This is a genomic window from Parabacteroides chongii, assembly GCF_029581355.1.
Taxonomy (GTDB): domain Bacteria; phylum Bacteroidota; class Bacteroidia; order Bacteroidales; family Tannerellaceae; genus Parabacteroides; species Parabacteroides chongii.
Map to the genome: position 1 here is coordinate 2,995,833 of NZ_CP120849.1, position 20,483 is coordinate 3,016,315.

A 20,483-nucleotide genomic window follows, 5' to 3' on the forward strand; every position below is an offset into this window, starting at 1 on the left:
CGGCAGGTAATATTTATTAGGACGGACTTTATCTCGAAAAATTACTGTAAACGAACTGATAAATGGCTGGTAGAGATGTTTTGTCAGTTAGGATAGTTATGTGAAAAGCGTATATGCTTTCATTTTATTTTTATTTATTACATATAGATGTTTATATGTTATTGGGGAAGTTCTTGTTGTGATGTCTTATTAGAAGAGAAAATACATTAATTTTATCCGATTGCTTAAAAGTTGAAATAATATATTACTTTTGCTAATAGGGAATAAGTATATAAATATGAATTATATTCAAAGTGATTTTGAAAGGATATATAAGTTGTACTATCCGAAGATGTTTGGATTTGCCAAAAACTATGTTTTGGCAGATGAAGACGCCGAGAATATAGTACAGGATGTTTTTTTGGTGCTTTGGGAAAAAAAAGATGAACTTGAAATTACTTATACATTAACCACCTATTTATTTACCCTTGTTAAGAATAAGTGCCTTAGTTTTCTGCGACACAAACTGATAGAGGAAGAATATAATCTTCAGATGAAGGAAGAGCTAAGTTTCAAACTGTATGCCTTGGAATCGTTGGATTATTCTTATCAATCGGAAACGGAATTGCAGGAAGTCATAAAACGGGCTCTTGATGCCCTGCCGGAGCGTTGCCGGGAAGTCTTTATTAAAAGTCGTATAGAAGGATTGAAGTATAAAGAAATATCGGAAGAATTGGGTATTTCTGTAAATACTGTTGAAAATCATATAGTCACAGCTTTAAAGAAACTACGTATTGAACTAAAAGATTATCTGCCCCTATTATTATTCCTTGTTAAATAATATTTATTTCTGATTGGCTTATAGTGGTCTTTCCTGAGATAAGAGTTTAACTTATATATAAGGAAGAAATATGTTGGATTTATTATCAAAGTATTTGACGGGAAATATCTCGTCTGAAGAAAAGCAAACTCTTTTCCGTCGATTGAAAGAAGATGTCGGTGACAGGAAGGAAGCTGCTGATATGCAAAATTTATCAGCACTTGTTTCTATGGCTAAGGAAGATTGTATGGCTTCCGATATGCAGTATCGTTCATTTGTCAGTTTACGAAGAAAGCGTACGTTCTTTTTAGGTTCCAGGAAGATTGCTAGTTACGCAGCCATAATGATTTTTTCTGTCTTGTCGACTTATTTATTGATGACATATACGGGGAATATGAAGGATGAATTGGTTCGTTATCAGGAATTTTCAACGCCAGCAGGACAGCGGGCGAAAGTTTTGTTAGCTGATGGTACGGAAGTCTGGCTGAATGCTAATTCCAGATTACGTTACCCTGAACATTTCGATTTGAAACAACGGGAAGTCGAACTGAATGGGGAAGCTTTCTTTGAGGTCGAAAAGGATACGGGAAGTCCTTTTATCGTAAAAACGAATAAGATGGATATAAAAGTGACTGGAACAAAATTCAATGTGAGTGCATATGATTCTGAAATGTATTTTGTAACGTCCTTACTTGAAGGAAGCGTTTCTGTATCCTGTGTAAATGATAGGAGTCGTAATTATGCACTACGTCCGCAGCAACAAATAGTTGTGTCCGATCATTCATCGGAAATTTCTTTATTTACTAATACTGATTTTATGTCTTGGAGGGATGGCGTATTCATTTTTGATGATATGCTATTAACTGATATTATAAAGAAATTAGAGCTTTACTATGATGTCTCAATTATTGTGAAGGATACAAAACTCGGTAATTTCCGCTATACGGGGAAATTTCGACAAAGGGATGGGGTAGAAAGTGTTTTGAAAAAGTTGCAAATAGTATATCCGTTCACTTACACCAAAGACGATGATCGTAATCAGATTCTTTTGCAATAAATAATTTCCAGATTTCCATATGGAGGAGTTAACTATATAAATACAGGAAAGTATGTGTAACCTTAAAAATAATATGCCTATGGTTTAAAAATAAGAAATCTTTTTATAAATAAAGAGCTGACAGGTGTTCCACCACCTGTCAGCAATACATCTAACACTCTTAGTCGAAAAAGTATTAAACATTTAATTATACAAAGGTATGGAAAAATATGCTTTGTCAATCTTATTATTTCAAAGAAAACACTTTAAGAAGTTTTTTAATATTATGAGAATTTCAACATTGTTCTTGTTTGTCTGCTTGTTTGCATCTTATGCGTCGAATGTAAATTCGCAGACGGCAAAAGTAAACATCGCAAACGGTCGTATGACAATCGGGACTTTTATCAATCAGGTTGAAAAGGAGACCGACTATCTGTTTGTCTATAATAAGGGAGAAATTGACGTAAATAAAACAGTTTCATTGAATGAAGGCGAAAATGCTGTAGCCGATTGCTTGAACCGTATTTTTAAGAACTCGGGTGTGTCATACGTTTTCGAAGACGATTATATCGTGTTGACAAAACGGGTGAAGATACAGGGAGAGACTGTCGCTCAGCAATCAGGAAAAGTTATCCAGGGAATTATTACAGACGAGGCAGGGACGTTGATAATTGGAGCGAATGTGTTTGTGAAAGGAACAACAATCGGTACGGTGACAGATATCAATGGAAAATTCTCATTGGAAATACCTTCGGAGAATGCATCTTTAGTGATCTCTTACATTGGCTATGTGGAGCAACAAGTTCCGGTGAAAGGAAGGAAAAACTGGACGATTACTCTGAAAGAAGATTTGCAAAGTTTGGAAGAAGTCGTCGTTGTCGGATATGGTACTGTGAAAAAAGGGAATCTGACTACAGCAGTAACTGCTGTTAAAGCAGATGTTTTGACTAATAAACCGTCTCAAACGATTACAGATGCTTTGCAGGGAGCCGTTCCTGGCTTGAGTATCGTACAATCAGGTCGTCCGGGTAGCGCTTCATCCATGCAGTTACGCGGGGCTACATCTTTGAATGAAAGCGGATCTCCTCTTTTATTAGTGGATGGAGTTCCGAGTGAATTTAATTATTTGAATGTAGAAGATATAGAAAGTGTAACTGTTTTGAAAGATGCTGCATCTGCTGCTATTTATGGTTCTCGGGCAGCTCATGGCGTTATTTTGGTAACAACAAAACGTGGGCAACTGGGAAAACCTACTTTTCGCTATAATGGATATGTCGGTGTAAATACTCCGACTGATATGCCGGAAATGGTGGGATCTGCCGAATATGCTAGAATTTATAATGAATCTCAGCGTAATATAGGACGTAGTGATGTCTATTCAGAAGATGATATAAGAAAATTTGCAAGTGGCGAAGATCCGAACCGTTATCCAAATACCAATTGGTTGGATTTGATGTTTCAGAATAGTATTACAACCCGCCATTCGATTGCAGCAACTGGTGGAACAGAAAGTGTAAAATATTATTTGAGTGGAGGTTTTGACCATCAGACAGGTGTGATTCCTGAAGTAGAACATGATGTGTTCAACGTGCGTTCAAATGTGGATGTTCAGGTAACGAACAAGTTTAATATATCTTTTGATATGAGATATATTCTACGTAAGAAAGATGAAGTTATCTCAATGGATAACAATATTATAGATGTATATAAAATGAATCCGACCAACATCGCTTACTATACTGATGGAAGTTATGGATATAATCCGAAAGCAATTATAAATCCGATTGCTTATATACATGAGTTTGGGCATGATTTGTGGGATAAACATGATGCTTCCGGTATTTTTAAGATGAGTTATGAGTTTATTGACGGTTTGAAGTTGACCGGACTAGCCAATGTAAATTATATCTTTGGTAAGACTTCGACGTTTGGGCGTGAAATTTCTTTTACGGATTTTTTCACACAGGAGGTGACTACCAAGGGGATCAATTCAATGAAAGAAGAACGTACTTCTACTGCATATTATAATTTGCAGGCGTTGTTGACTTATCAGAAAACATTTGGAAAACATTCTATTGATGTTTTAGCCGGTTATCAGCAGGAAAATCAGCGTTATGATTGGATCAATGCTTATCGGGATGGTTATCCGACGGATATCGTACATGTTTTGACTGGAGGATCTAAAGATAATTGGAGTAATGATGGGAATGCAGAACATTGGGCAATTGCTTCTTTTATCGGAAGTATGAATTATGATTATGCGGGTAAATATTTATTGTCTTTGAAGGTGCGTTCTGATGGTTCTTCTCGTTTTGCCAGTGGCCATCGTTGGTCAACTTTCCCTTCTGTTTCAGCTGCATGGCGTATTTCAGGGGAAAACTTCATGGGGGTGACCTCTTCATTTCTGGATGATATGAAAATTCGTGCTTCATGGGGTAAAACCGGAGCTTCTTCCGGATTAGGATTGTATCCGAGTTATACAACGATAGCGATGGGAGGAGTCGCATTGAATAACTCTTATGTACAGACTGCCTATTTGAAAACGTTGGGTAATACCGATTTGGGTTGGGAAAAAACGACCATGTTCGATGTGGGAACTGATGCTTATTTTTTGAAAAATCGCTTGGGAGTTACATTCGATTATTATATCAAGAATACGAATGAAATTTTGATCGGTTTACCTGTCCCGATGGAATATGGTTTTGGAAAACCGAATGTGAATATCGGAGAAGTAGAGAATCGTGGTTGGGAAATGGAATTAAGTTGGAACGATAAAGTCGGTGAAGTAAGTTACTCTATCCAAGCCAATCTTTCAAATAATAAGAATAAAGTTTTGGATTTGGCAGGAACAGGTCCTTGGAAAGATGGTTATACGGCTGAAGGACTGCCGATGAAATCTATTTATGGATATGAAGCATTGGGTTTTTTCGAGTCGGAAGAAGATATTGCAAATTCTCCATTCCAAAATGTGAAAAATAAACCGGGAGATATCAAATATAAGAATCAGAATAATGATGACAAGATCGATGGAGATGACCGTGTTGTTATAGGTGATCCTAATCCGCATTATTTGTATGGCTTGCGTTTGAATGCTGCTTGGAAAGGCTTTGATATAAGTATGTTGTTTCAAGGTATTGGGAAGAAGGATTATATTATGAGTGGTCCTGGTATCCAGCCGTTAAGCGATGGAGGAGGAGGCCCGGTGTTTGTGCACCAGTTGGATTATTGGAGAGAGGATAATCGAGATGCTGAATATCCGCGTATTTTGACTTCCGATCAAGCTTCTTTCAATTATGAAAAATCGGATTTTTGGAAAATCAATGCAGGGTATTTTCGTATGAAAAATTTGCAAGTGGGATATAATTTCTCTAATGATTTGTTGAAGAATTCAGGCTTTTCTAATTTGCGTCTGTTTTTCTCAGCTTCTAATTTGTTTACGATTGATAATTTTGTTCCGGGCTATGATCCGGAAACATCCAATGCGTATACATATCCTTTGTCAAGAACCTATTCTTTTGGTTTGAATGTTCAATTTTAATAAAGTACAGTCATGAAAAATATAAAATATTATCTGATATTGCTGGGGATGATTGTTTTGACAGGTTGTGATGATTTTTTGACCACGCCTCCTCTTGATCAAATAACGGAAGATGATTGGTGGAAAGATGAAAGCCAGGCAAAAATGATGGTGGATAATTGTTATGTCCATCTGTATAATGATGATGGGGATAATCTTCTTGTTTTCCGGGATGGATTTACAGATAATGCTATTTGGAGCGGGAATGCAGTGATGGCGGACGGTTCCATGACGGCTTATACCGGAAAAGTGAAAAATGAATGGAAATATTCTGAGATCGCTAATTTGAATTATGTATTGGAAGGATTGGAGAAAGCGAAAGAATCCGTAAGTTCGGAACAGTATGATCACATGCGGGCAGAAGTTCGTTTTATTCGTGCTTTCTTGTATTACGATATGTTATTCTACTTTGGTGATATTCCGTTAGTAACGAAAGTTTTGACAATTGATGAATCCAGACAGACCTCTCGTCAGCCACGTGAAGAGGTGTTGAATTTTATTTTGACAGAATTGAATGAAGTCCTGGTTGATATTCAGAAAGATACTTCGTCTGAAACAGGACGTGTCAATGAGAATGTTGTGAAAGCTTTCTTGGCTAGAATTTATTTGCATGAAAAGAACTACGATAAAGTTTTGGAATATACGAAGGCGATTATCGATTCTGGTAATTATGGCTTATACCGCGCATTTGATGGAAATGCGGACAAGAATAGTTATGAAGAATTGTTCCGCCCGCAGGCTGATGGAAACAATAATGAAATTATTTTTGAGAAACAATATTCGGCTCCATTGAAGGTACATGCATTAAATCGTAATTTGTCACCCGCATCTTCTGTATATTTGGGTTGGACTGGTCTACGCCCTCTGCAAAGTCTGGTAGATGAGTATGAATGTTTGGGTGGTCATGCAACAAGTGAGTGTGAAAGATTGGACTGTAAGTATGTGCAAATGAGAGAAGAGGTATCGGCAAATGGTGGATATGGAGAATATGAATATCGGGATCCCCGTTTGAAGTCTACTATTATAACTCCAGGCTGGGAGTGGAAAGCGAATGGGACGGTTAGATCTGTATTTGGTGTAGAAGATCCGAACAGTAAAGATTATATCCAGAAAAATCCTTCTTATACTGGCTTCTTGGTTACGAAATATGTCGATTTGGAAGGTGAAGAGGCCGACCGTACTTTAGGTGGTAAGAATCTGAGCATAATTCGGTATGCAGATGTGTTATTGATGCGTTCTGAAGCTTTGATTGAGAAAAATGAAAATTTGGATGAGGCGGTTGCTTTAATTAATGATGTGCGTGATAGGGCAAGGTTGCCGAAAAATGTACAAGTAACGAATCAGAGTGATTTGCGTGACAAATTGCGCCATGAGCGTCGTGTGGAATTTGCTATGGAAGGATTGCGCTATTATGATATTATCCGTTGGAAAATTTGTGATAAGGTAAGAGGAGGCGATGCCTATGGTTTTGCTAAAATGACAGAATCCGGTAAGCGGGAGAATATCTTCATGGAAACAAGAGTGTGGAAAGATCACATGTATCTGTGGCCTGTGCCTCAAGATGCCCGTGATTTGAATGAAAATTTGACACAAAATCCCAATTGGTAATTTGATTGAATTGAAATAAAAATGTCCCGGAATTCGTTGATAGGATCCGGGATGTTTTTTTAATCATAAAGTAAAAAAATGAGATCGATAGTTATAGTATTATTGTGTCTGCTGACGGGTATTAACAGGGGGAAAGGAAGCGAATCTCGATTTTCAACTGCCGGATTTTATGAGTTGACTAATAGTGGTAGGTGTGTATATAATATGAACGTTGCTTGGCGCTTTCATAAAGGAGATATAGCCAATGGAGGTGCTCTAGAATTGGTGGATTCTACTTGGGCGGTCGTTTCTTTGCCTAATGGAATAGAACTGTTGCCAGAAGAAGCAAGTGGAAATATCAATTATCAGGGAAAGGTTTGGTATCGCAAACATTTTTTGGTTGATGCAGAATGGAGAAATAAAAAAGTAATGATCCATTTTGAAGGGATTATGGGAAAATCTGAAGTTTGGATAAATGGTCAATTGATCAAAAAGCATTATGGAGGATATTTGCCTGTCATTGCAGATTTAAGTTCTTGGTTGAAGTATGGGGCAGAGAATGTGATAGCCGTATGTGCTGATAATAGTGATGACTCGTCTTATCCTCCCGGAAAACCGCAGCGTGCACTTGATTTTTCTTATTTTGGAGGTATATATAGGGATTGTTGGCTTATAACACATGATAAATTGTTTATTACTGATCCGAATTATGAAAAAGAAAAAGGTGGCGGAGGTATCTTTATTTCTTATCCGGAGGTAAATGAAGAAAAAGCGAAAGTGGATATTAGGCTTCATTTGAGAAATGAATATAAACAACTTCGGAAGGGGATGGTTTCTTATGCATTGACGGATAGAGAGGGTACAGTGGTTGCTACCGGAAAGAATGCTTATCGAGTGAGTTCGGGAGAAGCGATCGTGGTTCAGTCGAATTTGCAGGTAAGGAATCCCTCTTTATGGTCTCCCGAATCTCCATCCCTTTATTGGCTCAACGTTTATGTGAAAGATGAAAAGGGGGTGGTGATAGATGGTTATAAGCAACGAATAGGGGTTCGTTGTATCGAAATGAAAGGTGTTGAGGGCTTGTGGCTAAATGGCAAACCTTATCACCGAAAGTTGATTGGCGGAAATCGTCATCAGGATTTTGCCGTGATTGGGAATGCTTTGCCTAATTCGTTACATTGGCGAGATGCTTTTCGGTTGAGAGATGCAGGTATGACAGTGATTCGGGCTGCCCATTATCCGCAAGATCCAGCCTTTATAGATGCTTGTGATGAATTAGGTCTGTTCTATATTGAGGCGACTCCTGGGTGGCAATTTTATAATAAGGATTCTATCTTTGTGGAGCGTGTATATGATGATATTCGGAATATGGTTCGTAGGGATCGAAATCGTCCTTCTTTACTTTTCTGGGAACCGGTACTTAATGAGACAGGTTTTCCTTTGGAATTCGCTTTGCAAGCCAAAAAGTGTGTGGATGAAGAAATGCGTACTCCAAATGCTTATTCTGCTATTGATCCGGGTTCAAAAGGAAGTGAATATTTTCCCGTGGTCTATACTCATCCGCTAAGCATAAGTCCGCAAAAAAGTAGTGTCAGTGTGGATAAGGCTGATCCGTCGAAAGTTTATTTTACACGTGAATTCGGTGATAATGTGGATGACTGGAGTGCCAACAATTCTTCAAGTCGTGTTTGTAGATCTTGGGGAGAAGTGCCGATGCTGGTACAAGCAGAACATTATGCTGCTCCTTATTATTCTTCACGTTTTACTACGATAGAAGCACTTTGTCGTGCGGAGAGTAATCATTTGGGAGGAACTCTTTGGCATTCATTTGATCATCAGCGTGGATGTCATCCGATCGCTTTTTATGGAGGGATAATGGATGCTTACAGGCAACCTAAAACTGCTTATTACATGTTTAAATCCCAACGTCCGAATATAATGAATGACTCTTCTCCCGTTGAAAGTGGGCCAATGGTTTATATAGCCCATCAGATGACTCCTTTTTCTCCGGCTGATGTGACTGTATATTCTAATTGTGAAGAGGTGCGACTGACTGTTTATGAAGGGGGGAAGCAATATGTGTGGAAGAGATCTTCCTCTTCTTTAAAAATGCCGTCACCCATTATTACTTTCAAGAATGTATTTGATTTTATGGATACTAAAGCGCTATCGCGGGCTGGAAAACAAAAAGATGTTTATCTACTGGCAGAGGGATTGATTGACGGAAAGGTTGTGGCTACTTACAAACGTTCTCCTTCGCGTAAGCCTATGAAAATAAGATTGCGGATGGATAATGACGGTGTTCCTCTAATATCGGATGGATCGGATATTGCTGTTGTTGTTGCGGAAATAGTGGATCATAATGGCATAGTGAACAGATTGAACAACTTTGCTGTCCGTTTTTCAATAGAAGGTGAAGGGCTTTTATTGGAGGATGAATCTATTGGAGTCAATCCTGTTCGGGCTAATTGGGGGAGTGCACCTATCTTGTTGCGTACCACAATACGTCCCGGGAAAATACGGATAAAAGCGGAAATCTTTGGTGACGGAGTGAATGCTATCGAGCCCGGAGAGTTGGAAGTTGAATCCGTACAACCCTCAATGAAGTTTATTTATAAACCTTCTGAACTTATATCGATGAAAGTAGCAAGCAAAGATGTGACAAATACTAAGATCCCGGAAGGTTCAGATGTACAGATGATGAAAAAGGAAATATTACGATTGCAGAAAATAATATCTGAAAAAGACCTGGAGGATGTTGAAATCCAACAGGAGAAGTTCGGAGAGAAATAATAAGTAGATAGGGAGACCTCTTGTAAATAGCAAGAAAAATAACAGATGCAGTTCGGAATTAGCATTAATGATTAATTCTGAATGTGAGGAAATATAAAATTTAGCATTTACGGGCTTATCTATATTACTATTATTTTTGTACTTTTGCGTCTGAAAAATGACGGACTTTTTTGTCTGTATTGAACATAGATATAATTTGAATAAAACAATATGGAAATTGCAAGTAAGTACAATCCCGCAGAAGTAGAGGGAAAGTGGTATCAGTATTGGTTGGATAACGGCTTTTTCAAGTCGAAACCGGACGGTCGCGAACCGTATACAATCGTCATTCCGCCTCCTAACGTCACCGGCGTACTTCACATGGGACACATGCTTAACAATACCATTCAGGATATCCTGATCCGTCGTGCCCGTATGTTGGGTAAGAATGCTTGCTGGGTACCGGGTACCGACCACGCATCTATCGCTACCGAGGCAAAGGTGGTGAACAGACTGGCACAGCAGGGAATCAAAAAGACCGACCTGACCCGCGATGAATTCCTGAAACATGCCTGGGAATGGAAAGAAGAACACGGAGGTATCATCCTGAAACAGTTACGTAAACTGGGTGCATCCTGCGATTGGGATCGTACGGCTTTTACGATGGACGAAAAACGTTCGGAAAGCGTATTGAAAGTTTTTGTCGACCTGTTCGACAAAGGCCTGATCTATCGTGGCGTGCGTATGGTAAACTGGGACCCGAAGGCCCTGACTGCTCTTTCCGATGAAGAAGTAATTTATAAAGAAGAACATAGCAAACTGTTTTACCTCCGGTATAAAATCGAAGGGGAAGACGGTTACGCTGTTGTTGCAACTACCCGTCCGGAAACGATCATGGGCGATACCGCTATGTGTATCAATCCGAACGACCCGAAGAACCAGCACCTGAAAGGTAAGAAAGTGATCGTTCCGCTGGTAAACCGTGTGATCCCGGTTATCGAGGACGATTATGTAGATATCGAATTCGGTACAGGTTGCCTGAAAGTAACTCCGGCCCATGACGTAAACGACTATATGCTGGGCGAGAAATATAACTTGCCTTCCATCGATATCTTCAACGATAACGGAACACTGAGCGAAGCCGCCGGCTTGTATATCGGTATGGATCGTTTCGATGTTCGTACACAGATCGAAAAAGACCTGGAAGCTGCCGGCCTGTTGGAAAAGGTAGAAGCATACGAAAATAAGGTAGGTTATTCGGAACGTACCAATGTGCCTATCGAACCGAAATTGTCTATGCAATGGTTCCTGAAGATGGAACACCTGGCACAGATCGCTTTGACTCCGGTTATGAATGACGACCTGAAGTTCTATCCGCCTAAGTTCAAGAATACATACCGCCACTGGATGGAGAACATCAAGGACTGGTGCATCAGCCGTCAGTTGTGGTGGGGACATCGTATCCCGGCTTATTATCTGCCGGAAGGCGGTTATGTGGTAGCCGAAACACCTGAAAAGGCATTGGAACTGGCGAAACAAAAGAATCCGGCACTGACAATGGCCGATCTTCGTCAGGACGACGACTGTCTGGATACCTGGTTCTCTTCCTGGTTATGGCCGATCTCTCTATTCGACGGCATCAATAACCCGGATAACGAAGAGATCAACTATTACTATCCGACCAGCGACCTGGTAACAGGACCGGATATCATCTTCTTCTGGGTAGCCCGTATGATTATGGCAGGTTACGAATACAGAGGCGATATGCCGTTCAAGAATGTTTACTTTACCGGTATCGTTCGCGATAAACTCGGACGTAAGATGTCGAAGTCATTAGGAAACTCTCCCGACCCGTTATTGCTGATCGAACAGTACGGAGCCGACGGCGTTCGTATGGGATTGATGATGGCAGCACCTGCCGGAAACGATATTCCTTTCGACGAAGCTTTGTGCGAACAGGGACGTAATTTCAATAACAAGATATGGAATGCCTTCCGTTTGATCAAAGGTTGGACGGTCGACGATACGATTGCGCAGCCGGAAGCATCGGCTACTGCTGTCAAATGGTTCAAGATGCAGTTGGATAAGACGATTGCTGAGGTAGACGATCTGTTCAGCAAATACCGTCTGAGCGAAGCGATGATGGTTATCTATAAACTGTTCTGGGATGAATTCTCTTCCTGGTATCTGGAAATGATCAAGCCGGGCTATCAACTGCCGATCGATAAGGTGACTTATCAGGCAACACTCGGTTTCTTCGACGCGTTGCTTCGTTTGCTCCATCCGTTCATGCCGTTTATTACGGAAGAATTATGGCAGGCTCTCGAACCGCGTAAGGAAGGTGAAAGTCTGATGGTTGCATTAATGCCTGAAATTACACCGGTAGATGCTGCTTATCTGGAATCATTCGAGATCGTGAAAGAGATTGTGAGCGGTGTCCGTACGATCCGTCTGCAGAAGAATATTCCGAATAAGGAAGAATTGACTTTACAGGTATTGGGCGATCATAACGATGCTTTCAATCCGGTAATCGCTAAGATGTGTAACCTGTCAGAGATAACAAAGACTGACGATAAGGCTGCCGGTGCTGTATCCTTCCTGGTTCGTACCACGGAATATGCTGTTCCTCTGGGCAGTATGATCAATGTGGAAGAAGAGTTGGCTAAATTGCGTGAAGAACTGAAATATCAGCAGGGCTTCCTCGCTTCCGTTATAAAGAAACTGAGCAACGAAAGCTTTGTAAGCAAAGCCCCGGCTAAGGTAATCGATATGGAACGTAAGAAACAAGCCGATGCCGAAAGCAAGATCAAATCGATAGAGGAGAGCATTGCTGCATTGACGAAATAAGGAAGGTACCTTTACACATAAAAAACATCCATGTTTGTCTCTGTTTGGACAAATATGGATGTTTTTGTTTTATTTTGTGACGTAAAAGAACAACAGAGTTCTTTTTTTGCTAACTTGCAGCCATTGAAATATATGCAAGAGCTATAAAAAATGGGGGAAGTGAAAAGTTGGTTGCTGATCTTTTCTTGTTTATTGTGGGGACTGGGTCTCCCTTTAACTTTATATGGTACCGAAAGCAAGGATACGACATTGTCGTTGGATTCGCTGTTTATTCTGGCACAGGCACATGTGCAGCAACAAAAAGGTTTTGACTATACTACGCAGTTGCTGGAACGATCACGGAATGAGAAGGATCGTTATCATGAAGCAAGTGCCATGTTCTGTTATGTTCGGTATTATTTCTCTAAAAATCCGGATAGTATGTATTTCTGGATGCAAAAGGCATTGCCTCTTTTTAATGAACAAAAGCGGTATGTCGAGTATTTCCGGATGAAGGCATGGTACATTTATGTGCTGACCCGTTCAAAAAAGAATGAAGAAGCACTGAAATATGTTACCGGTTTGAAGCAGGAAGCTGAGAACTTAAAATTTCCGGAAGGACTGGAGATGGCAAATCAGGCACTGGCTGACTTTTATTTATCCAATAACTTAGGTGAAGAGGGCGTCGCTTTATATGAGGAAGTCCTGAAAAGCATGGAGATGAGGAATGCTCCTTTGATTAAACGTATTAATATTATCCGGCAGTTGATGAACAAGGCGCATACTTCGGACTTGAAAATGAAATACACCAGGCGTTTGGATGATTATGTAAAGATATGCAAGGACAGGAAGATAACCTGGCTGGACGAAGAGATGCCAATTTACTACCTGGAGTATGTGGTACACAGGCATTATGCTTTAGCCTATATAGACAGGAAAGAGTTTCGGGAAGCTTTGGTGCATCTGCAAAAAGCTCAGGCTCTTCTGAATAAATATGAAATGTATAACTACGGGAGCGAATTGAAGACAATTTATGCGGCTTATTATAAACAGAATAAAGAATATGATAAAGCTTTAGCCATTTACGATTCGTTATTGCCTGTCTGGCGCATGAGAAACTCAATGTCTCTTTATCTTGAAATGTTAAAAGATAAGGCAGATGTCCTGTTGGATGCCGGAAGAAACAAGAGTGCTTCGTTGGCTTATAAAGAGTATGCTGCTCTGAATGATTCTTTGTCGAAAGTTCATTTTTACAATGAGCTGGCAGAAATGAAAACACAGCATGAAGTGGACAAGCTGGAGTTGAAGAATAAGCAAATGGACCTGGAGGTTTCGCAGACACATTCCCATTTGTTATTAATGGGAGGAGGAGTTATATTTTTGTTCGTTTTGTGTTGTTTGTTGGGATATATTTCTTATAGCCGTCACCGGTATGGACAGCAACTGAAACTGGCTAAGGAGAAGGCTGAAGAAGCGGATCATTTGAAGTCGGCTTTCCTGGCGAACATGAATCATGAGATACGGACACCGCTGAATGCTATTGTCGGTTTTTCCCAGGTGCTGGTCGATGAGGAGGATGTCGAAACCCGCCAGGAATATGCCAATATTATTCAAAGTAATAATGAATTGCTCCAACGGCTGATCACGGATGTACTGGATCTGTCAAAGATCGAATCGAATACAATGGCGCTTCATTACGCTGATTGTGAGCTTTCTGTCTTGATGAAAGAAATTTACAATGTCATCCTGCTACGCATACCGGAAGGAGTGGAACTACAACTAAGTAATAGTCCCCAACAACTTTTTTATACCGATCGTAACCGTCTTACGCAAATTCTTACTAACTTGCTGACCAATGCAATCAAGCATACGGAAAAAGGTTTTATCCGTTTGGGTTATGAGGTGACGGAGACGGATGTCGTCTTTTCTGTGGAAGATTCGGGTGAAGGTATTCCCGAAGATAAGTTGGAAAAGATATTCAGCCGTTTCGTCCAGCTGAATGACTGGAGCAAAGGGGTAGGACTGGGGTTAGCAATTTGTAAAGGACTTATTTCTCAGATGGGAGGAACAATCAGCGTTTCTTCCCGGTTTGGTGAGGGATCTACCTTTATTGTAGTGCTGCCCTTGAAGAAACCGTAACATATTTTATATACATTATTATATACCATGGAGAATTCTAGAAGAAAATTTTTTAGACAAGGGCTTGCCGGCGCTTTATTGTTAGGATCGGCAGGTGTAGTAAAAGCCGGTTTGCCGGACCGGATCATTCCTAAAGCGGCAAAGTCGATTAATCCTTGGCGTTTGGGTATGGCAGGCTATACATTTGTTAATTTTGACCTGGATACCACTTTGAAGACATTGCAGAGACTCGATATTCATTATCTTTGCATCAAGGATTTCCACTTGCCGATGGATAGCACCGATGAACAGATTAAAGCATTTCATGATAAATGCGCTGCCCATAAGGTAACAGGTTATGCCGTTGGTCCTATATATATGAAGAGTGAAGCGGAAATAGACCGTGCTTTCGAGTATGCGAAACGCGTAGGTGTAAAACTGATTGTGGGCGTTCCCAATTACGAATTGCTTCCTTATGTGGACAAGAAAGTAAAGGAATACGACTTTAATTATGCGATCCATCTGCATGGTCCCGATATTAAAACGTATCCGGATGCGACAGATGTCTGGGAACATACGAAAGATCTGGATCCGCGTATCGGAATGTGCCTGGATATCGGTCACGACCTGCGTAACGGATGCAATCCGGTGACGGATTTGAAGAAGTATCATACTCGTGTGTTTGACATGCATATCAAAGATGTGACGGATGCTTCGAAAGCGGGTGTCGGTATCGAAATCGGACGGGGTAAAATAGACTTCCCGGCATTGATGAAGATGATGCGTGAAGTGAACTATACCGGAATGTGTAGTCTTGAATATGAAAAGGATATGAAAGATCCTTTCCTTGGTATAGCTGAATCGATCGGCTATTTCAAGGCTGTGAGTGATATTGTATAATTAGGGGCGCAAATCAGTGCGCCTCCTTTAATAGTAAGAGTGATGAGAGTTGCCTGTTGTTTGTTAAGTGTTTGCTTTTTAGCCTCCTGTAGTTCAGTGAATTATGTGGGTATAGAGACTTACAATCCTGCCGAGATTACCTTTCCTGGTAATGTCGGTAAGATCCTGGTAGTGAACAATGCTGTCCATCAGCCGGATGATGTCGGGTGTGAGTTCACGTTATTTGGTGATAAGGTGGATACTTGCAGGGTGAAGGCTGACAGTGCTTTGTTCTATGCTTGTAGTGGTTTAGGGAAAGCAATGGCTGATATCTCTTTCTTTAATGATGTGCTTCTCTATCATGATGCTGTTCGTAAAGATGATGTCTACTATGAAGACAAGAAACTGACGCAGGATCAGGTGCAGGAATTGTGCGACGAAACCGGGACAGACGCGGTGGTTTCCATCGACCGTTTGTTATTCGAATCGAAGAAAAATATCATGGCTTATGCGGAAGGTTATGTGGGAGGTGAGATTCAGGTAAAGATATCGGGAGTCGTGCGCGGTTATCTTCCCGGCAGACCGAATCCTCTGGCTACAGTCTATGTGGCCGATAGTGTCTTTTTTAATGAAGAGGCCCCTAATCTGATTCTTCTTGATAAGTTCCTGCCTTCTTCAGAAAACGCGTTGCGTGCGTCTGCGGAATATATAGGAATGAAAACCAGTCCGAATTTTGTCCCTCACTGGAATAATGAGACACGGTGGTTTTATACCGGCATGGGAACGAAATGGAAAGAAGCTTCGGCTTATGCCCAGTCCGAGAAATGGGATAAGGCGGTTGAGTATTGGGAGCATTTATATGAAAAGTCAGGCGGTTGGAAGGCAAAAGCAAAGGCTGCATCCAATATCGCTTTGGGCTATGAAATGAAAACAAAACTGGATGAAGCCTATGAATGGGCGAATAAATCGGCTGAGTTATTTAAAAAAGGAGAAGGCGAGGACGGCAAGAATACCAAACTTTTAGCGCTTTATGTAGAGGTGTTACGTAACCGGGTACGTTCAGATAAAAAACTTAACATGCAATTTGGAGAATAATATCATATATTCTCCGAATTATTATTACTTTTGACAGACGATTCGAAAAAAGAATAAAAAAAGAGTTATGAGTGCAAATAATGCAAAGATTCAGTCTGTCCTGGAGACAACATTTACTTCTGCCATTAACAAATTGACTGCAGAAGATTCTACCGGCTATTATAGCGATTTATATGTCCAGGCTGATCCTGAAAGCGGGGAATTGCAAATCTACGACGAAGAGGAACGATTACTGGATAAAGTAATTGTTTTTGATTGGGTAGGTTGTCCCTGTGAAGAAGAACAATTCAATAAGCAGGTAGCCAACACCGTAAAATCTGTGCTGACTCTTTTGGTTGCGAAAAATGCTTTTGACAGCCCTCATATAATGAAACCTTTCTCTGTCAGCTTGACGGATGAGGATTTTGTTGTAATAGAGGAGCTTCTCTTCATTGACGACGAGCTTTTACGGGCGGATGATCCGTTGTTGAAAGATTTGGATGCAGATTTAGATGATTTTTTGACAAAACTTCTTTCAGATGTCGAATAGAGTTTTTATCTTTGTGCCCGGATTGAAAAACAAGTAACAATAGCAATATAGTTTGTTGCCGAAATAGCTCAGCTGGTAGAGCAACGCATTCGTAATGCGTAGGTCGCCGGTTCAAGTCCGGCTTTCGGCTCAATAAAATAAAAGCAGCTGTCTTTGGGGATGGCTGCTTTTTGTTTTTTGATGAGGTGGATGTTCTTGCCTGGTGAGTATTCTTTTTATACTCTTAATTGGAATGTTTTGTTCGAATCTTTCGCCAAACCTATCGATTCTTGTTATATTTGTAACTTTATTTATCATTATACAGACAAATAACAGCCAAGCAAATGAATGAAACCATACTGAACGGACTATTGAATCTATTTGCCATCTTTGCTTCTTCCGTGCGTATTGAAAGGGAGCAGGCCAGTCGTGCCGTTCATTCGTATTTGTCCAGTCATTTCGGGGTACGATCCCATAAAGAATATATCGAACTTTATAATGCGTTGCGCGATATGTACGACGATTCTCTCTTTGTGCTCGACAAGGAACAGATCGTGCGGAATATCTGCGAACAAATGAAGGTGAAGTTGCGGGCAGAGGAACAGTTGCTTCTGTTGATCCGCTTTGTTGAATTTGCCTATACGAACAGCAAGGAAGCGGATGAGCATATGGCTCTTTTCCGTCTGGTAGCGGATATCTTTGCTATTTCACAGGAGGAATTTGATGATTCGCTGGCCTTTATCACAGGCAAGCCATCGTCGTCGTTATTGACGATCAGCGGTGAAGAGGAAACTGACGGTAACCATATCAGGCGGAAAGGCATGGAGGGAATGATCCGTGTGTTCTTTATCCGCCGGTTTGATAAGCAGATATTTACATATCATGGAAGCGGGCAGGTCTTTATGAACGATATTCCCCTTTCACCGGATATGTTTTATGCCTGGCAGCATAGCAGTGTACTCAAGGGGCCATTGTTCCTGCCTGTTTATTATAGCGACCTGCTTACTGTTTTCAACAAGAATGAGCAGAAAGAAATCGTTCGTCTGGCGGGACGGGATATTGATTTTACTTTTAAGAACAGCCGTAACGGACTACATAATTTCTCTTTTAATCTGGAATCCGGGCAGCTGGTTGCCATTATGGGAGGAAGCGGAGTCGGTAAGTCTACGTTGTTGGGCATTATGAATGGGAATATCCGTCCGGACCAGGGAACAATTACTGTGAACGGGCATCTGCTCGATTCTCCCGAAGCACGCCGGCTGATTGGTTTTGTTCCGCAGGATGATTTGCTGATCGAGGAACTGACCGTTTATCAGAATCTTCTGTATACAGCCCGTCTTTGTTTTGCCTGTCTTTCCGATCAGGAGATCGGAGAACGGGTGGATACCGTATTGAAAGAGTTGGGGCTGGAGGAAATAAAGGACCTGGAAGTCGGTTCCCCTATCCGTAAAACGATCAGCGGGGGACAACGGAAACGTCTCAATATCGCTCTCGAACTGATCCGTGAACCGGCTATCCTGTATTTGGATGAGCCAACTTCCGGACTTTCATCATCGGATTCGGAGAAAGTGATCATGCTTCTGAAAGAACAGACACACCGTGGTAAGCTCGTGGTAGTGAATATCCATCAGCCTTCTTCTGAAATTTACAAGTTGTTCGACCGTTTATGGTTGTTGGATAAAGGGGGGTATCCCATTTACGACGGGAATCCGATAGAGGCTATTACCTATTTTAAGCAAGCGGCAAAATATACGGATCCGGATATTAGTGTGTGTAGTGCCTGTGGAAATGTAAATCCAGAGTTGATCCTGAATATCATCGATTCCAAGAAGATCGACGATTCGGGTAACCAGACTGATATCCGTAAGTTTACTCCGGAAGAATGGCATGAAGAATATCTTCGTTCACGTTCGTCTTTTTCTCCGGTAAGCGAAGAAGAGTTGCCGGAGAATCTGCAGAAGAAACCATCCTGGTTCAGGCAATTCATGATTTTCCTGGAAAGAAATATCCAAACGAAGCTGGCTAACAAGCAATACCTGGCCATCACTTTGCTGGAGGCTCCGTTGCTGGCGCTGATCGTGGCACTTCTGACGCGTTATGTGGATGATGGCGAATATGAGTTGCTTACCAATAAGAATTTTGTATCCTATATCTTTATGGCTGTGATCGTAGTGACTTTCATGGGGCTGAGTATCAGTGCCGAAGAGATAATAAAAGACCGGACGATCCTGAAGCGGGAACATTTCCTCCGGTTGAGCCGTAGTAGTTATCTGACTTCCAAGATGATCTATCTGCTGTTCGTTTCCGGACTTCAGTCCTTGTTATTCATAGCTGTTGGAAATGTAATCATTGGGGTCGGGGGAGAGATGTTTTTCATCTGGTGGAGTATCCTGTGGGCTACTTCTTTCCTGGCGAACCTTACAGGTCTGATTCTGTCGCAAACCATGAGTTCAGTAGTTGCCATCTATATTACGATTCCGCTTTTGCTGATTCCTCAGATATTGCTTTGTGGCTTGGTGATCAAGTTCGACGATCTGAATACCCGTGCTTCCGATGAGAACATTGTGCCGTTGATCGGAGAACTGATCCCTTCGCGCTGGGCTTTCGAGGCTTTGATGGTCGAACAGTTTTGTGATAATGCTTACAACCGGACCTATTTCCCGATCGAGAAAGAAAAGTATCTGGCTCAATATTATGAGAATGTACATTTGCCGGAAGTCCGGACGCTGGCGGAACAGCTTGCAACCAGTGATGATCCTGTAAAACGAAAAACAGTTGAAAATGAGTTGGCTGTGCTTGCCCGTGCTGCCCGTATCGAACCACATACGGAAGGGGAAAACTATTCTGCATATTTGGATAAGGCGGCGGCAGCATTGCATCAGCGTGCACATAATTTTACGGCCTATCTGGATCAGGTACAACGGGAACAAAGCCGTGAAAATGGTTCTGAATGGCTGACTGCACAGAAAAAGGCGCACCATAATATGGCGATAGAAGACCTGGTAATGGGGACAGGAAACCGTCGCATGTATAAAGAAACGAACAACCGTATTTACCCGCTTGTCGGTACTATTTATGTGGAACCCGACAACTACTGGGGACGTGCCGCCTTCTATAGTCATGAGAAAAACTGGGGCGGATTTTATTTTTCTACCTATAAATTTAATTTATTGGTTATAGGTTTCTTTGCATTATTAGCGATTATCGCTATATTCGCAGAGTTTCCCGGACGTTTCTTTAAACAGGACGAAGGATGAGGTTTAAAATAATAAATTATTAAATTATA

General features: G+C 41.0%; 11 protein-coding genes and 1 tRNA gene. All 12 read left to right on the forward strand.

All coding sequences use genetic code 11. The features are described 5' to 3' along the window. Positions 1–277 precede the first annotated feature (277 nt). The 12 genes from P3L47_RS11050 (at position 278) to P3L47_RS11105 (ending at position 20,454) form a co-directional block, all read left to right on the forward strand. A complete protein-coding gene (locus P3L47_RS11050; protein ID WP_277780819.1) occupies positions 278–820 on the forward strand; it encodes an RNA polymerase sigma-70 factor in 543 nt (180 codons plus the stop codon). 70 nt (positions 821–890) lie between these two features. After that, the gene (locus P3L47_RS11055) at positions 891–1,856 is read left to right on the forward strand and encodes a FecR family protein (RefSeq protein WP_277780820.1); all 966 of its coding nucleotides are present in this window, start codon (positions 891–893) and stop codon (positions 1,854–1,856) included. 265 nt (positions 1,857–2,121) lie between these two features. Beyond that, positions 2,122–5,373 (forward strand): TonB-dependent receptor, encoded by a 3,252-nt coding sequence (locus P3L47_RS11060; RefSeq protein WP_233577021.1) that lies wholly within the window; start codon positions 2,122–2,124, stop codon positions 5,371–5,373. A gap of 12 nt (positions 5,374–5,385) precedes the next feature. Next, entirely contained in the window at positions 5,386–7,020 is a 1,635-nt protein-coding gene (locus tag P3L47_RS11065) for a RagB/SusD family nutrient uptake outer membrane protein (RefSeq protein ID WP_122360899.1), read from the forward strand. 78 nt (positions 7,021–7,098) lie between these two features. Beyond that, positions 7,099–9,792 (forward strand): glycoside hydrolase family 2 protein, encoded by a 2,694-nt coding sequence (locus tag P3L47_RS11070; protein ID WP_427910505.1) that lies wholly within the window; start codon positions 7,099–7,101, stop codon positions 9,790–9,792. A 210-nt stretch (positions 9,793–10,002) separates the two neighbouring features. Then, positions 10,003–12,618 carry a valine--tRNA ligase gene (locus P3L47_RS11075; RefSeq protein WP_129729266.1) on the forward strand — a complete coding sequence of 872 codons (2,616 nt, stop codon included), beginning with the start codon at positions 10,003–10,005 and terminating at the stop codon, positions 12,616–12,618. A gap of 159 nt (positions 12,619–12,777) precedes the next feature. After that, the gene (locus P3L47_RS11080) at positions 12,778–14,736 is read left to right on the forward strand and encodes a tetratricopeptide repeat-containing sensor histidine kinase (RefSeq protein ID WP_277780822.1); all 1,959 of its coding nucleotides are present in this window, start codon (positions 12,778–12,780) and stop codon (positions 14,734–14,736) included. A 27-nt stretch (positions 14,737–14,763) separates the two neighbouring features. Beyond that, positions 14,764–15,615 (forward strand): sugar phosphate isomerase/epimerase family protein, encoded by an 852-nt coding sequence (locus tag P3L47_RS11085; protein ID WP_122360895.1) that lies wholly within the window; start codon positions 14,764–14,766, stop codon positions 15,613–15,615. A gap of 42 nt (positions 15,616–15,657) precedes the next feature. Next, positions 15,658–16,689 (forward strand): DUF6340 family protein, encoded by a 1,032-nt coding sequence (locus P3L47_RS11090; protein ID WP_122360894.1) that lies wholly within the window; start codon positions 15,658–15,660, stop codon positions 16,687–16,689. A 67-nt stretch (positions 16,690–16,756) separates the two neighbouring features. Then, positions 16,757–17,218, forward strand: a complete 462-nt coding sequence (locus P3L47_RS11095; RefSeq protein ID WP_122360893.1) for a hypothetical protein — start codon at positions 16,757–16,759, stop codon at positions 17,216–17,218. Between the two features lie 57 nt (positions 17,219–17,275). Continuing rightward, positions 17,276–17,348 (forward strand) — tRNA-Thr (locus tag P3L47_RS11100). A gap of 193 nt (positions 17,349–17,541) precedes the next feature. Beyond that, a complete protein-coding gene (locus tag P3L47_RS11105) occupies positions 17,542–20,454 on the forward strand; it encodes an ATP-binding cassette domain-containing protein (RefSeq protein ID WP_277780823.1) in 2,913 nt (970 codons plus the stop codon). Positions 20,455–20,483 lie beyond the last annotated feature (29 nt).